The sequence below is a fragment of the Burkholderia sp. WP9 genome, from assembly GCF_900104795.1.
Lineage (GTDB): Bacteria > Pseudomonadota > Gammaproteobacteria > Burkholderiales > Burkholderiaceae > Paraburkholderia.
In genome coordinates this window covers 3571775-3586992 of record NZ_FNTG01000001.1, presented here as the reverse complement: position 1 = coordinate 3586992, position 15218 = coordinate 3571775, and the positions used below count along the sequence as shown (strand labels likewise).

Sequence of the window (15218 nt, the reverse complement as noted above, 5' to 3'; positions counted from 1 at the left end):
AGACACGAGCTTTTGCCTGATGCGGCAAGAAGCATTTAAATGCTGTTGAGCATCGACACGCTCCGACATTGTCATATGTTGCTCTGAACCTGCGGTGTCCATAGCCGGAACTCGCTACGGCTTTCGTCCGAAAGAGACTGCTGCGATGCCGGTCCCACCCACTTGCGATTTTCGCGACAAGCTAGATTTTTGGGGACAGACCGGGTGACGTCATAATATCGAAAATTCTGTAACCAATACCAAAAAGCCAACGATGATCGAAGACATCAAGAAAACGTTGTGGGCCACCGCAGACAAGCTGCGCGCGAACATGGACGCAGCCGAGTACAAGCACATCGTGCTCGGGCTCATCTTTGTGAAGTACATCTCCGACGCGTTCCAGGCGCGCCGTGACGAGCTGACGAAGCGTTTCCTCGACGAACACGATGAGTATCACCTAGGCGACAGTGATCCGGACGTAGTCGCCGGCGAGCTCGAGGACCGCGACTACTACCGCGCGGTCAACGCGTTCTGGGTGCCCGAAGGCGCGCGCTGGGAAAACCTGCGCGCGCAGGCGAAGCAGGGCGACATCGGCAAGCGGATCGATGATGCGTTGACGCTGATCGAGGCGGACAACGTGAAGCTCAAGGGGATGCTCGACAAGCGCTATGCGCGCGCGCAGCTGCCCGACGGTAAGCTCGGTGAGCTGGTCGACCTCGTCTCGAAAATCGGCTTCGGCACTGATACCGCGACCGCGAAGGACATCCTGGGCCAGGTGTACGAGTATTTCCTCGGCCAGTTCGCAAGCGCCGAGGGCAAGAAAGGCGGCCAGTTCTATACGCCGGCCAGCATTGTCAAAACACTGGTTGCGGTGCTCGCGCCCCATCACGGCCAGGTCTATGACCCGTGCTGCGGGTCGGGTGGCATGTTCGTGCAGTCCGAAAAGTTCATCGAGGCGCACGGGGGCAAGCTGGGCGACGTGTCGATCTACGGGCAGGAATCGAATCCGACCACTTGGCGTCTTGCCGCGATGAACCTCGCAATCCGCGACATCGACTTCAATTTCGGTAAAGAGCCGGCCGACAGCTTCGTGCGCAACCAGCATCCGGATCTGCGCGCGGATTTCGTGCTCGCAAATCCGCCATTTAACGTGTCGGACTGGTGGCATGGCAGCCTCGAGGGCGATCCACGCTGGGTGTACGGTACGCCGCCGCAGGGCAACGCGAATTACGCATGGCTGCAGCACATGCTGCATCACCTGAAGCCCGCGGGCCGCGCGGGCATCGTGCTCGCGAATGGCTCAATGAGTTCAAACCAAAGCGGCGAGGGTGATATCCGTGCCGCAATGGTCGATGCCGATGTGGTCGAATGCATGGTCGCGCTGCCCGGTCAGCTGTTCTTCAACACGCCGATTCCGGCGTGCCTGTGGTTCCTCGCGAAGCAGAAGTCCGTTCGCAAAGGCGAGGTGTTGTTCATCGATGCGCGCAAGCTCGGCCGGTCCGTGAGCCGGGTGCAGATCGAGCTCGCCGATGAAGATATCGACCGGATCGCGGAGACCGTCTATGCGTGGCGCGGTGGTGCCGACGCGAAAGCGGCCTATGCCGATGTACCGGGTTTCTGTCGAAGCGTGTCGCGTGAGGAAATCGCTGAACATGGCCATGTGCTGACACCGGGTCGGTATGTCGGTGCAGAAGATGTCGAAGATGACGACGAAGCCTTTGCCGAAAAGATGCAGAAATTGACCGAGCGGCTCGGCGAGCAAATGGCAAAGGGCTCGGAGCTCGACGCTTCGATCCGGCAGAAACTTGGGGGCCTCGGGTATGAATTCTGAATGGCAGAAATTCACCGTTGAACAAATAGCTACGGTAAAAAGTGGGAAGCGGCTTCCCCTCGGCCATACGCTAATCGATCAACCGACTTTGTTCCCTTACATTAGATTAGTCGACGTGGCCGACGGCTCTATCCAAAGGGAAAACCTTAAATTTCTTACTCCTGACACAAGGGACGCGATAAAACGATACGTAGTCAACACCGGGGATGTTGGGCTGGCCATTGTCGGCAACACGATAGGAATGGTTTTCTATGTGGGTGCTGAGTGGAACGATGTGAATCTTACGGAAAACGCCGCGCGAATCACTTCGGTACATATGAGCGTCAACTCAAAGTTCATTTATTACTATTTGATATCCCCTTTTGGCCAGGCTGCGATCCGGTCAATGACAGTTGGCTCGGCTCAGGGAAAACTTCCCCTGTACAACATAAAAGCCCTTGAGTTTGCTGCGCCCGCCCGTGCCGAGCAAGACCGAATTGTCTCCATTTTAGATTCGCTTTCGTCGAGAATCGATCTGTTACGAGAGTCCAACAGGACTCTTGAGGCAATCGTCCAAGCGCTATTCAAGTCGTGGTTCGTAGATTTTGATCCGGCGCAGTGACCTTGCCCCCGTTTGACGAATCCCATAGCTGGGTGAATTATGCGGCTTCGCCTCTATGAGCCGCGAACCAGTTCTTTTCGAATGTCATGGGGCTGACGTAATCGAGCGTTGAATGTAACCGGCGCGCGTTGTAAAAACCCAGCCAGTCAATCACCTCATCCATTGCTGCCCGCCGGGTGGGGAAGTGTCGTCCGTGCATGCGTGCTACCTTCAGCGAACCCCATAGACTTTCCGTCGGCGAGTTATCCCAACAATTTCCACGTCGGCTCATCGACGAACGCATGCCGTAGGCCTTCAACGCGTCCTGAAACAGGCCGCTGCAATACTGGCTGCCCCTGTCGCTATGCACGATTACGCCGGCGTCAGGGCGACGCCGGAACCACGCCATTCGCAATGCGTCCGTGACCAGTTCAGCCTTCATGTGCGGCTGCATCGACCAGCCCACCACCTGCCTGCTGAACAGGTCGATGATGGCCGCGAGGTAGACCCAGCCTTCGGCTGTCGCCAGGTACGTGATGTCGGTCGTCCAGACCTGGTTCGGTGCGTTAGCGGTGAAGTCGCGCTCCAACAGATTCGGCGCCACCGGCAAATCGTGGTTCGAGTTCGTCGTCGCGATGTACTTGCGCTTGTGGCGGGCTCGAATGCCATGCTGCGCCATCAGTTTGCGAACCCGTTCTTTGCCCACGCGCACGCCTTGCGTGAGCAACTCCTTCCACATGCGAGGCCAGCCGTATTCGCCCTTGACCTGCATGTGAATCGCCTTGACTTGCGCGAGCAGCGCATCGTTGCTTACGCGGCTACGGTGCGGCTTGTCGTGCGCGGTGCGTTGCCGGCGCTGATGATATCCGCTGGGACTGACTTCCAGCACTTCGCATAGGACCGAGACTGGCCAGCGGCGTCGATTGTGCTCGATGAACGCGTACTTCACATCGATTCCTTCGCGAAGTACGCTGCGCACTTTTTTAATATGTCTCGCTCCATCTTCAGGCGCGCTACCTCCGCACGCAGCCGCGCCAGCTCCATCTGTTCCGGGCTCACAGGCTTCGTGCCTGCGCCCGCCAGCTTGCCTTCCCGGTCAGCCTTCACCCAGTTGTACAGCGTCTGTTCAACCACACCCAGTGTCGCCGCCACTGCTGCCATGCTTTGCCCGGCTTTGACCAGTCGTACCGCTTCCAGCTTGAACTCGAGCGTGTACTGTGCCCGCTTTGCCTTGCTTGTCATCGTTCTTCTCCTTGCTTGAGTTTACCTGCTCAGCAAGGGATTCGTTTTTCGGGGGCAAGCTCACAGGCAAAAGCGGAGGGACAGGAGCCGGGACGTTTCAATACGGAGGTTGCGCGGCTTTTCCCTGGTTCCTTTGAAAATTCTGAGTTTGGACCAATTCCGGCGGGTTGGCGTGCTGGAGTACTGGGAGAGCTTGCACAGACTGCCCGTGAACAGCGCCAGCCGTCGGCTCTCGATGATGCGACTCATTACGTCGGACTCGAACACATTCCCCGCCGATCGTTGACACTTACCGATTGGGGAAATGCTGGCGCATTGGAAAGCGCAAAATCCTGTTTCAAGGAAGGCGATGTCCTATTCGGCAAACTGCGTCCTTACTTTCACAAGGTAGTCGTTGCACCGTTCGACGGCGTTTGTTCAACCGATATATTGGTGTGCCGCCCCAAGAAGCAGGCGTTTTACGCGGTCGTCGCAATGCATCTGTTCAGCAAGCCTCTTGTTGGCTATGCGGATCGTCTGTCCAACGGCGCAAAGATGCCACGCGTGAACTGGAAGGATCTTGCTGCCTACCCTATCGTAGTGCCGCCAGAACCTGTAGCCGATTATTTTCGGGTCGTGACGACGCCGTTGATCCAATCGATCGTCGCTAACGTCCATAAGGCTAAAACGTTGGCCAATCTGCGGGACGAGCTATTGCCACGCCTAATCTCGGGTCGTCTGCGTCTGAGTGAAGCTGAAGCACTGCTGCAGGACGCCGCATAGACTGACCAATAACAAGAATCGCTGAGAGACCATGACCGAAGACCAGCTGGAACGGGAAGCCCTCGACTGGCTTATCGAAACCGGATATACGCACCTGTACGGCCCGGACATTGCGCCGGACAGCACAGCCCCTGAACGAGACACGTTCCAGCAGGTGCTGTTGGTTGAACGGCTGCGCACTGCGATTGCACTGCTGAATCCCGAGGTTCCTGCCTCCGCGCGGGACGATGCGTTGCGGCAGGTGCTGAATCTCGATACACCCGCGATGCTGTCGGCGAACCGGCATTTTCACGCCCTGCTGGTAAACGGCGTGCCGGTTGAGTACCAGCTGGATGGCGAAACACGCGGCGATTTCGTGCGGCTGATCGATTTCGCCGATGTGTCGGCCAACGAGTGGCTCGCGATTAACCAGTTCGCGATCAAGGGACCGAAACACGCTCGCCGGCCCGATATTATCCTATTCATCAATGGCCTGCCGCTGCTCCTGCTTGAGCTGAAAAATCCCGCTGATCTGCACTCCGATATATGGAAAGCGTACGACCAGATTCAGACGTACAAGGAACAGATTCCCGATGTGTTCCGGTACAACGAGATCCTTGTGATTTCGGATGGCAGCGAAGCCCGGATGGGCTCGCTGTCGAGTAACGCCGAGCGGTTTCTCGCGTGGCGCACGATCGACGGCGGCACGCTCGACCCACTCGGTGAATTCAATGAGCTCGAAACGCTGATTCGTGGCGTACTTGCGCCGCACTACCTGCTCGACTATCTGCGGTTTTTTATCCTCTTCGAGGAAGACGGCGGCCTTGTCAAGAAGATCGCCGGCTATCACCAGTTTCACGCCGTGCGCGCGGCGATCGCACAGGTCGTCAATGCATCCCGCCCCGGAGGCTGCCATAAGGGGGGCGTCGTTTGGCATACGCAGGGCAGCGGCAAGAGCATCACGATGACCTGCTTTGCCGCGCGTGTGATGCGTGACGCGGCGATGGAAAATCCGACCATCGTCGTGATTACCGACCGCAACGATCTCGACGGACAGCTATTTGGCGTGTTCTCGCTTGCGCAGAATCTGCTGCGCGAGCAGCCGGTTCAGGCCGTCACACGGCAGGACCTGCGTGCGAAGCTCGGTGATCGCCCGTCCGGCGGGATCGTGTTCGCGACGATCCAGAAGTTCATGCCGGGTGAGGACGAGGACACGTTTCCGGTGTTGTCGGAGCGCAGCAACATCGTCGTGATCGCCGATGAAGCGCACCGTACCCAGTACGGTTTTGAAGCCAAATTCAAGGGTGACCAGAAGGGCTACCAGGTCGGCTACGCGCAGCATCTGCGCGATGCACTGCCGAACGCGACGTTCGTCGCGTTCACCGGTACCCCGGTGTCCAGCGAGGACCGCGATACACGGGCGGTGTTCGGAGACTACATCCACGTCTACGATATGCAGCAGGCGCGCGACGATGGCGCAACGGTCGCGATCTACTACGAGTCACGGCTCGCAAAGCTCGGGCTGAAGATCGAAATGTTGCCCGATGTCGATGACGAGGTCGACGAGCTTGCCGAGGATGAGGAAGAAAACGACGCGTCGAAGCTGAAAAGTCGCTGGGCAGCGCTCGAAAAAATCGTCGGCGCCGATCCACGAATCAAGAGTGTCGCAGCGGATCTGGTGGCCCACTTCGAGGCACGTGACGCCGCGCAGCCCGGCAAGGCGATGCTGGTCGCGATGAGCCGTGAGATCTGCGTGCACCTGTACGACGCGATCGTCGCGTTGCGGCCGGACTGGCACGACGACGATCCGGAAAAAGGCGCGATCAAGATCATCATGACCGGCTCCGCATCGGACAAAGCACTGCTCCGCCCGCACATCTATCCGAAACAGGTCAAGAAGCGGCTCGAAAAGCGCTTCAAGGATCCGGCCGATCCGCTGCGGCTGGTGATCGTGCGCGACATGTGGCTGACGGGCTTCGACGCACCATGTGTGCATACGCTGTACATCGACAAGCCGATGAAAGGTCATAACCTGATGCAGGCGATCGCTCGCGTGAACAGGGTCTTCAAGGACAAACAGGGCGGCCTAGTCGTTGACTACATCGGCATCGCGAGCGAGCTGAAGCAGGCGCTGAAAGAATATACCGCGAGCAATGGCCGCGGACGTCCGACCGTCGATGCGCACGAGGCATACGCGCTCCTCGAGGAGAAGCTCGACATACTGCGCGCTATGCTGCACGGCTTTGACTACAGCAGTTTCCTGACCGCTGGCCACAAGCTGTTGGCCGGCGCGGCAAACTTCGTGCTCGGCGAGAAGGATGGCAAGAAGCGTTTCGCCGATCACACGCTCGCGATGAGCAAGGCGTTTTCGCTGTGCTGCACGCTGGATGAGGCGAAGGCGGTGCGCGAGGAGGTGGCGTTCTTCCAGGCGGTCCGCGTGCTACTGACGAAGAAGGATGTGAGCCAGAAAAAGCGCTCCGATGAACAGAAGGATCTGGCAATCCGGCAGATCATCAGCTCTGCGGTCGTGTCGCAGGAGGTCGTCGATATTTTTGAGTCGGTCGGGCTAGACAAGCCGGACATCGGCATCCTCGATGACGATTTCCTCGCGGAGGTGAAAAACCTGCCGGAGCGCAACCTCGCGGTCGAGCTGCTCGAACGGCTGCTCGAGGGGGAAATCAAGAGCCGCTTTGCAAGTAACGTGGTGCAGGAGAAGAAGTTTTCCGAGCTGCTGTCCAACGTGATCACGCGCTACCAGAACCGGTCGATCGAGACCGCCCAAGTGATGGAAGAGCTGATCGCGATGGCGAAGAAATTCCGTGAGGCAGCGAACCGAGGCGAAGATCTGGGGCTGACCGAGGACGAACTGCGGTTCTATGATGCGCTGGCGAACAATGACACGGCGGTCCGGATGCTCAGTGACGAGACGCTGCGCAAGATTGCCCATGAACTGACCGAGAGCCTGCGGCGCAACATCAGCGTAGACTGGGCGGTGCGCGAAAGTGTGCGGGCCAGTCTGCGACTGATGGTCAAGCGGATCCTGCGCAAGTACAAATATCCGCCTGATCAGCAGGAAGAAGCAGTGGCTACAGTGCTGCAGCAAGCGGAAAGACTAAGTGCAGAATGGGCTTAACTTATCATGGGCTCATATGTACCGCGTTTTGACTATGTCATAGCTAGTCGGACTTTGAAAGGTTGCGTGTTCACACATTGAGCAGTAGCAAACCCGATCGTGGCACCCAACTTTCGCTGGGCGCCACGATCGGGTTCGCAGTCTGCAGAACGTCGATCCGGTCGAAAAGTTTTTTTGAGAATCGTAATCATCCAGCCATAAGTTTTGCCGCCGCAGCGTGGGCAACCGCTGCAAGCGCCTCACATGATTGATAGTTCACCGTCTGTCACGAGACAGTGGGGGCTCTAGTTAATCGTACAGCGAGGCCGGCGAAGAATCGATCTCGCTTACTGCGTTCCGCGGTGAGCTGGCCTTCGAAAACCCAGCATGCCAGATTGCGTATATTTCGCCTACTCGAGAGCGTCCTCGCTCATAGGCGTCGAATGAAACATTGAGACGTTTTGGCCTTTTTCGCCACGACGCAACAGACCCAGCCATATCCGCAGCTATCGGTTTGCCGCTCATATATACCGAAGGCGAAACGTATCGGCTCTTAATGTCGCCTTCAATATCTCTGTGGTTTGATAGAAGGTGCATCCCGCCGTCAGAAGGGAAAGCTACCGCAGCCAAGCCGCTAACTTCTGCGATACGAATCGCCACATCAAAAAACGCATCGACAATCGAGGTTGCCGTATGGTGTGCGATACCGTCTTCCATTGGATTGATCGCGCGAATAATCAGTGTAGGAATGCTGCGATGCAGGGTTGGTACCACCTCGAAATAAAGCAACGCCATACCTGCGATACGCTTGTCGCTCTCGTCAAATACCACGAGATGAGCGTGGCGTGCTTCCTGCCACATTTCAATATTTCCGCGAGTGCATAACTTGGCCGCATCCTTGGCAAAGAATGCAGCGGGCGATTTGGATACGATTGCCATAAGGCGCGTACATCGGCCGTCTGCGTCTTCGAGGGCAAATTTCTTTTTTTCCTTCTGGGCCCACTTCGAATAGATCTCAACCACTCTTTGCCGACAAAGCGCAAACGCTTCTTGGATATCCGCACGCGCGGTCAAAGAATCCTCGTGCCAATTCGCACCTAGCCTTGAGGCGAGACTCGCGGCTTCGACGTCCCCAAGTGAACTCAGAAACTTCTTCGACTGCGCGTCGAGCCCGTCACCTAGCGCGGCATCAAAGAAGGTACACAACTCTTCGATTTGCTGGTACGCCTCGGAGCCCTCTTCGTCGATTTTGGCGATGGCCTCGAAACCGCCGTCGACCCAAGGTGCTACAACAGAATCTTTTCGTGCAACCGCCAGAAGAACGCCAAGGTGTCGTGCCAGTGACCAGACGTCCGCAGCGGGGTCTCCCAGCCGTTTGGGGCTGAGATGCATACATGCTGTGGACATGTCCGTAGCCAAACCAGTGTTGAAATCGGTGGCGAACCGAGCAGCTTTGGCCAGTGCGAAGAGGCCGCGGCGATCGAGCGACTTTGTGAGACGTCGTTGCGCGCCTTTCCACACCATCGGATAGCGCGTTGTCGGGTTTAGATGAGCGATATCCGACTGCCGTCCTATTAGCTTTAGCCAATTCGTGTTGATCTCACGAACAGTTGTTCGGTAGACCAGCGCTATGGCTTCGGCCTCCATTGGACTTAAATCCGGCCCACTCGGACCTGCACCGTTTTTAAGTTCATCCAATAAGGGGTTCAGCAAGGCCAGTTGTGTGTCTATGGCCTCTGCTGGTCCCCACGCATAGTCCAGGATGCTACCAACCAAGATGCCTTGCATCTTGCCCAATATGGAAGGAAGCATTGGCGCGAGTGTTTCGCGTTCGCGACGTTGAAGTTCGTCCTTGGTCGAGCGGTACAGTTCCTTTGTTGCCTCATCAGCTTCGAATGGGAACGGGCCCATACTCGGTGAGATCCGTCGACCGATGGCCTCGCCGACACATTGGCGATTGCCTTCAAGGACGTTGAAGTTCTTGCGCTCAAACGCGTCATCAAGCAACGTCTTATCAACCACATCCGGCGATCCCCACATCCGCACGCTATGTATTCCTGCAGCGTCGCGGTAATACCAATCGCGTATGGCCTTCAGGGTACGCAGTCCTCGATCCTCCACGAGATAACGCAAAATTGCCGGTCCAATTGGACTCAACTTTAGAGATTGATTTAGATGGGCAATATTCGGCATTTCCAAGGCGCTGACCAGATACTCATAAGACTCGATGTATCCTCTATCTGCTGCCTGGCGAACCCACTCCGCGACAACCTCGGGCGGGTGACCGTTGCGACGGCTACCCACAATCGCGAGGAGCTTGCAAAGGGCGCGGGGCCTCACCGCTCCATAACATGGCTGAAACGCGAGCACCGCTTGCGGCTCTGTGTATCCATGTCGCTCCAGAACGGCTAGGAATTCTCTCAACTCGCTTGGCTTACGTAGGTAGTGCCTTGCTTCGGCGATCTGTTCGATTCCCAGGCGATAGGGCGCTCCCGCAAGAAGCTTCAGTTCCGAGATCGGCGGGTTTTCACTTTCTTGGTCGTTTACGGCTAGTAGCAATGACTGGCATGCCACCAGCTCTAGCGGGGTCGCACCTAACGCAAGCAAGGCACGGGCGAGTGGCTCTGAAATTGGGCGCTCCGACTCAAGTAATCTGTGGAACTGCGCCAGGCCCTTAGCCGATCGAACATCGAAGGTATCAATCAGAAATCGCCAACGCCCGACAGAAGCGAACAAGACAGGTTCAGGTAGCGCAGCAAAGACGGCTGATAGGTCGTCCACACCACCGTCACGCAGCGCGGCCAGTGTTTCTTTCAAACCATCTGGGGAGCACCGGTTGATAAAAAATCTAAACAGGCCCGCAACCAGACGGCGGTCGACATCGTATTCAAGCAAGATTCGAACTATCCGCCTGGCCTCTCTTAGCTCCTTCGCGTCTGGTGTCCTTCGATCGTTGTACCGATCGCGTTCAGGGACCCAGTCAAACTCTTCCTTTGAGCGAATGACGCGTTCCTCAGCCAGCATATATACAAACGCGCCGGAAAGTCGTGAGGCTTGACCTTCGATAAGCTGAGCAATTTCCACTGGACTTCGTAGTCCGACGTGATGCGCGGCCTTTGTCCAACCGATGTTCAGATAGTTGATTTTCTTGAGTTCTTCGAAAGATCGGGGAAGTCGCAGGTGTCTCAGCGAGAAATCGAGTGATGGAGTGTAGTAGAAGTGGCCGGGCAAGGAGCGTTCGATAAACAACTTGAATATGAATTCTCGACCTTCGTAGGAACGCACTCGTCCCAGCAGCGCACGTGCACGGCGCATTGCGATGATCATAGGGCAGAAGAGCAGGCCATATTGGCGGGCTATTGCCCATTTGCCAGTCGTGATGTCGAGGCGCGGAGGTATGCCAAGGGCGCGGCGAAGATGGGGTTCGAACTGAGGTGCATTCTGCAGCATCTCCGTACCGTAGAAAGCAAGATGACGTCGAAACCGGCTGATCCTTCCACGCAGGACCCGGCTGGGATGAACATCCTCTTGAACCAAGTTATATAGGCTCGTATCGTTGTCGGCTTCAGACCCGCATTGCTCCAACGTTTGGAGCCTGAAGGTGCGGTATGCGTCCTGCAACTGCCTGTTGTTATTCAACTGTCCCCCGAAGGAAATGTACTTCTTTAGGCCACTCCCGAATTTCAAATTCGCGCGTGAACTTGTGCATCAGACGCGAAATCGATCGAGAAATTGTTAGTTATCTTTGGAATCATAGCTCGATGCGAAAAATACTTCACGCGTGCAACGATGATCAGGCAATTAATTGTAGGCGATGATGTACTTACTTCAGCTATGGAGGTCGTCATTCAGAAGCGGTAGACAGTGATTATGTGCATTGGATACTCCAGGCGCAGGATACGACCCTGAGGTCCTCAAGGGGTGCAGATCAGGTCGTGACGTTGAACTGCTGTTGATCGAGAGAAACGGTTTCAACGATTGTTGCGATTTCTGCCAGCAAATCAGGTTGCCGCTGCCGCAAATAAGCACTGACAGGCCCGTTTTCGAGCAGTCGGGCAAGATACCCCTTTGCGAGGACGAGATTAAGCACGTCCTGACCATAGGTTTGCTCCACGAGTTTGTACTGCGTTTGTAAATTGCTCATCTCCCGCTCCATCTTGATCATCTGTTCAGGACTGACACCGCTCAGTTTTGGGGGCTTCTTCCCATCGACCAGGCGGCTGGCGGGCGTGGCAACGAGTAGCGCCTCAGCGTAGGATACGGTCACGTTGTTAGCCGCGGTCATCAGCTCAACGCATTCGACCTGACGTGTCGGTTTCATTTTGCGGATAGCGCGGACCAACTCCGCCGAAAATTGGCGGTCCTTCAGAAGCTCTGCGGCCTCCTGGCATATACCATCGAGCAACGACATTTTTTTGATTATCTGCGACACGTCGACTGCCAGAGCCTTTGCCAGGCGCTCTGGAGACACGCCGCGCTCGACGACCCGCCGGATCATATAGTGCTCCTGGATGGTGGACAGTCGGTTGACTCGATTGTTGTACGTGTAGCTCTCGTCGTCGGTTGCTACAAGGCAGGAAGCTTCCACAAACCCGAGCTCCTGCATGGCAATCAGACGCAGGTGACCATCGAGAAGCACATGCTGACCGAACGTCTGGTCTACTGCTGTCACTGACAGCGGTTCGATCAGACCAACTTCCTCGATCGAGCTCCTGATCTGCTTGAATTTGCGCGAATCGATGATCGCCACCGGGGTCCTGCGCGATGGAAGTATGCAGGCAACCGGCACCGACAGCGGCTCGGGGATGAAACCGAGTGTGACGCCAGTCATATGTGGCTCCCACTCGCCCATACCCTGTCGGCGAGATATTTCGGCAGTGTAGCCAACCCCTCAGCTCGTAGCAGGTTCACGAAATTCTCATCTGCGAGCATCTGGCGTAGTGCGCCCACGACGAACACCAGCCGTTGCTGCGCAAATTCTGCCTTTCTTACCATCGCTTTTTGCCGTTCCACCTCATTCTGATAGGTTCGGACCAGACTGGAAGTTGTGACGTCAGCCGTCTTGCCGGACATGTTACGTCCTGCCGATCGTCCGAGCACTTTCCTGCGCTCGATGATTCGGCGCGCGCTCATCAGCTGCTTCCCGCGCAGTTTGCCCGATTCATAGGCTTCCTGAAGCGCGGCTTGAACAGCCATATCATCGTCGCCGGCGCCGACAATTGCGAGCGCAGCGTTCAAAGGGATGTGACCTTTCTCAACCGCAATGACAAGACGCTCCTCGCCTTGATGTAGCAATGCCAGAATTCCCTGGACGTAATGCGGCGTGAGCCCGGTTTTTTCCGCAATCGCCTTTGATGAATACCCCTGTTCTTTAAGTTGTCGTATGCCGGCGAGGAGTTCGAGTGGGCGGCATTGCCGACGAGCAATATTCTCGGCGAGACTCATGATGAACGCGTCCTCATCGCTTACGTTCACGACAAGCGCGGGGATCGTAGTTTCGCCAAGCGACCTGAATGCTTTCAGCCGGCCCTCACCGCACACCAACAGATACCGTTCGACACCCGCCGCAGTGGCTCGCGGAGTGACCAGGATTGGTTTTTTCAATCCAATCGCCTTGATGTTGCCAACGATTTCGTCGAATAGACGCCCATTGCGTTCGCGCGGGTTGATTACCTCAACCTGATCGACTGGAATCATCCGCACTTCGCCTTTCTGCTGGCGCTGGATCATGCCACCCTCCGCAGACGCGCCCGCTCTGCCATGCCGTACAGATAATCCAGCGTGTCGAATCGATAGCTCTCAAATTCAACGGCGTTCTGATCTGCGAGGCTGATGCGCTGTTGACCAAAATCGAGTCTCGGTAGAAGGTAATAGTCGAGCGCGGCCGAATTTGCGTGATTGAGCCGCACCGCAACCGTGATGTCCGGCAGAAGACTGGTGTCGAAACGGACTTTCCAATGATTCAGGCCGTTCTCCTGTTTTTGGCAGCGAGCTAGAACAAGGCAAGCGGTGAACTCATTGTTGACGGTGAGGAGATCTGTCGCCGGGTCTCGAAGCACGGCACCGCCAAGGTCAGCAATCTTCTTCTCCGTCTGGGCTACGACCTCCGGATGTAGTTGCCGCAGGAAGCGGTTAGTCTCGATGTATCGGTAGTCACGACCGGGCGTGAAGCCGACGCTTTGATAGGCTCGAATCAGGCTGCCGAAGCGGTACACATAGACGGATGTGGATGGCATCCCCTCTGTCTCATCAATGACGACGCCTGACAAAAAGCCTCTACTGCGATATAAGTTGCGCAGCCGCTCAATAAGTTCCTCGTTCGAATAGCGCCGCGCTCGTGCTCGCATGATGCCTTGCGCTGTGTAAAAAACCTCGCTCGGTACAATCGACTGAAACGCCGCTTCCTTACGGATCCACATATCAGGCGCATTTGTCACGCGCATCTTCTTTAGCTTGAACGACACACGGTTATAGACGTTGTTGCCGATATATTTCTCGTTGGTTAGCACCTCCCGCACAGTTGCGCGAGTCCATTCACGATCAAGATCTGTGCGGACCCGCATGCCATTCAATCGTGCCGCAATTTCATATTCGTTGAGCGACTCGTTGATGAACCAGCTATAGATCAGGTTTACGATCCTGATTTCGCTTTCGGGTCCTGGCACCAGGATGACCCTATCCGTTTGAAGACTCTTGTGCTCACCGCGACACAGTTCCGCTTTCATAAGGCCATGCTGATCGACAAGCACGCGTCGTAATCCGTATCCGGCGGGACCGCCTTGGCGAAATCCGAGCTCGATCAATCGACACTGGCCCGCGAACACCTTCGCCGACAATTCCCGGCTGTATTCGCCGGCCATCGCGCGCTTGACACCCTTGACGATGGTGGCGACAGGCGAGCCGTCGTTTTCGAACTGTTCAGCACAGTACGCCACCTGGATACCGCGACGGCGACAGACATACTCGTAGTACGCGCTTTCGTCCGCGTCCTGGAATCGCCCCCAGCGACTCACGTCATAAACGAGGATTTCCTGAAAATCCGCGTGCCCACTTTCGACGTCTTTGATCAGCTGCTGTAGAGCCTGACGCCCGTCGATACGCAGGCCACTTTTCCCCTCGTCGGCGTATGTCCTAACGATCTCCATGCCGCGCCGGGCAGCGTAGTCACGGATCTTGTCGCGCTGGTTTTCGGTCGAGTATTGCTGATGCTCGGTCGACATGCGCACATACTCAGCGGCCCGTATCGTCGGAGCCCGCGCTGCAACTAGATCAACGCCTGTTTGATAGAACGGCACGGTCCTACTCCGGCGAGCATTGAATTCTCGCTCTCTGAACAGCGTTCCGGCGAGTTCCGGCCAACGCAGATCTCTACTTTGAAACGCTGGCGCGTTGCTTCCGCGATGGCGTTCATTGGGAGCGGTTACAAAGCTAAGGTAGCAGGCCAGACGTCGAAGTCGAACACGTCATCTCTTTGCAATCATCCCGCGCCGGCGCGCGGCGCAGATAGCACGGCTATGTGGACGGTGCACGAGTTCATCTTTGCATCGTCGGTTTCAGCCGCCCGACGCAAAATGTAAAAGCCTGATGCTAGTGGTTGGTAAGGCGGCGACGCATCCACCTTTGCAATCGAACCAGAACATCGCATGGCGTTTCGTATTCGTTGCATGGCGCGATTGCGCTCGCAATACGCTGGATGGGACGCGCGATATTGCTGCCAGTAGTCTTGATGCCGA

At 56.5% G+C, this 15218-nt stretch carries 9 protein-coding genes; 4 read left to right on the top strand and 5 right to left on the bottom strand.

The window, feature by feature from the left end:
* Positions 1–253: 253 nt before the first annotated feature.
* The gene (locus BLW71_RS15955) at positions 254–1810 is read left to right on the top strand and encodes a class I SAM-dependent DNA methyltransferase (RefSeq protein ID WP_091797574.1); all 1557 of its coding nucleotides are present in this window, start codon (positions 254–256) and stop codon (positions 1808–1810) included.
* Positions 1800–2411, top strand: a complete 612-nt coding sequence (locus BLW71_RS15950; RefSeq protein ID WP_091797572.1) for a restriction endonuclease subunit S — start codon at positions 1800–1802, stop codon at positions 2409–2411. Before BLW71_RS15955 ends, BLW71_RS15950 begins: the two co-directional genes overlap by 11 nt.
* Positions 2412–2448: 37 nt before the next feature.
* On the opposite strand, the gene BLW71_RS15945 is transcribed toward BLW71_RS15950, so the two are convergent.
* Positions 2449–3632, bottom strand: a protein-coding gene (locus BLW71_RS15945) for an IS3 family transposase (protein ID WP_091793237.1) whose coding sequence is annotated in 2 segments (ribosomal slippage) — positions 2449–3368 and positions 3368–3632 — 1185 coding nt in all. Because the reading frame shifts where the segments join, the coding sequence is not laid out codon by codon here.
* A 15-nt stretch (positions 3633–3647) separates the two neighbouring features.
* Between BLW71_RS15945 and BLW71_RS40960 the strand changes: the two genes are divergently transcribed.
* Together BLW71_RS40960 and BLW71_RS15935 are read left to right on the top strand one after the other, a co-directional pair.
* A complete protein-coding gene (locus tag BLW71_RS40960) occupies positions 3648–4394 on the top strand; it encodes a restriction endonuclease subunit S (protein ID WP_143048357.1) in 747 nt (248 codons plus the stop codon).
* Between the two features lie 31 nt (positions 4395–4425).
* Positions 4426–7506 (top strand): type I restriction endonuclease subunit R, encoded by a 3081-nt coding sequence (locus BLW71_RS15935; protein ID WP_091797568.1) that lies wholly within the window; start codon positions 4426–4428, stop codon positions 7504–7506.
* Between the two features lie 288 nt (positions 7507–7794).
* Here BLW71_RS15935 and BLW71_RS15930 read toward each other — a convergent pair whose 3' ends face one another.
* The 4 genes from BLW71_RS15930 to BLW71_RS15915 all read right to left on the bottom strand — a co-directional run bounded on the left by BLW71_RS15930 (position 7795) and on the right by BLW71_RS15915 (position 14780).
* Positions 7795–11124 carry a hypothetical protein gene (locus BLW71_RS15930; protein WP_143048356.1) on the bottom strand — a complete coding sequence of 1110 codons (3330 nt, stop codon included), beginning with the start codon at positions 11122–11124 and terminating at the stop codon, positions 7795–7797.
* A gap of 289 nt (positions 11125–11413) precedes the next feature.
* A complete protein-coding gene (locus BLW71_RS15925) occupies positions 11414–12316 on the bottom strand; it encodes a plasmid partitioning protein RepB C-terminal domain-containing protein (RefSeq protein ID WP_091797564.1) in 903 nt (300 codons plus the stop codon).
* Positions 12313–13215 carry a ParB/RepB/Spo0J family partition protein gene (locus tag BLW71_RS15920; RefSeq protein ID WP_091797562.1) on the bottom strand — a complete coding sequence of 301 codons (903 nt, stop codon included), beginning with the start codon at positions 13213–13215 and terminating at the stop codon, positions 12313–12315. The genes BLW71_RS15925 and BLW71_RS15920 overlap by 4 nt, the downstream gene beginning before the upstream one ends.
* A complete protein-coding gene (locus BLW71_RS15915; RefSeq protein WP_286162009.1) occupies positions 13212–14780 on the bottom strand; it encodes a recombinase family protein in 1569 nt (522 codons plus the stop codon). Before BLW71_RS15915 ends, BLW71_RS15920 begins: the two co-directional genes overlap by 4 nt.
* Positions 14781–15218: the final 438 nt, after the last annotated feature.

Bases quoted from the DNA above. Each gene is read 5' to 3' on its own strand.
- BLW71_RS15955 (WP_091797574.1), top strand. From the start codon at position 254: ATGATCGAAGACATCAAGAAAACGTTGTGGGCCACCGCAGACAAGCTG.
- BLW71_RS15950 (WP_091797572.1), top strand. From the start codon at position 1,800: ATGAATTCTGAATGGCAGAAATTCACCGTTGAACAAATAGCTACGGTA.
- BLW71_RS15935 (WP_091797568.1), top strand. From the start codon at position 4,426: ATGACCGAAGACCAGCTGGAACGGGAAGCCCTCGACTGGCTTATCGAA.
- BLW71_RS15925 (WP_091797564.1), bottom strand. From the start codon at position 12,316: ATGACTGGCGTCACACTCGGTTTCATCCCCGAGCCGCTGTCGGTGCCG.
- BLW71_RS15920 (WP_091797562.1), bottom strand. From the start codon at position 13,215: ATGATCCAGCGCCAGCAGAAAGGCGAAGTGCGGATGATTCCAGTCGAT.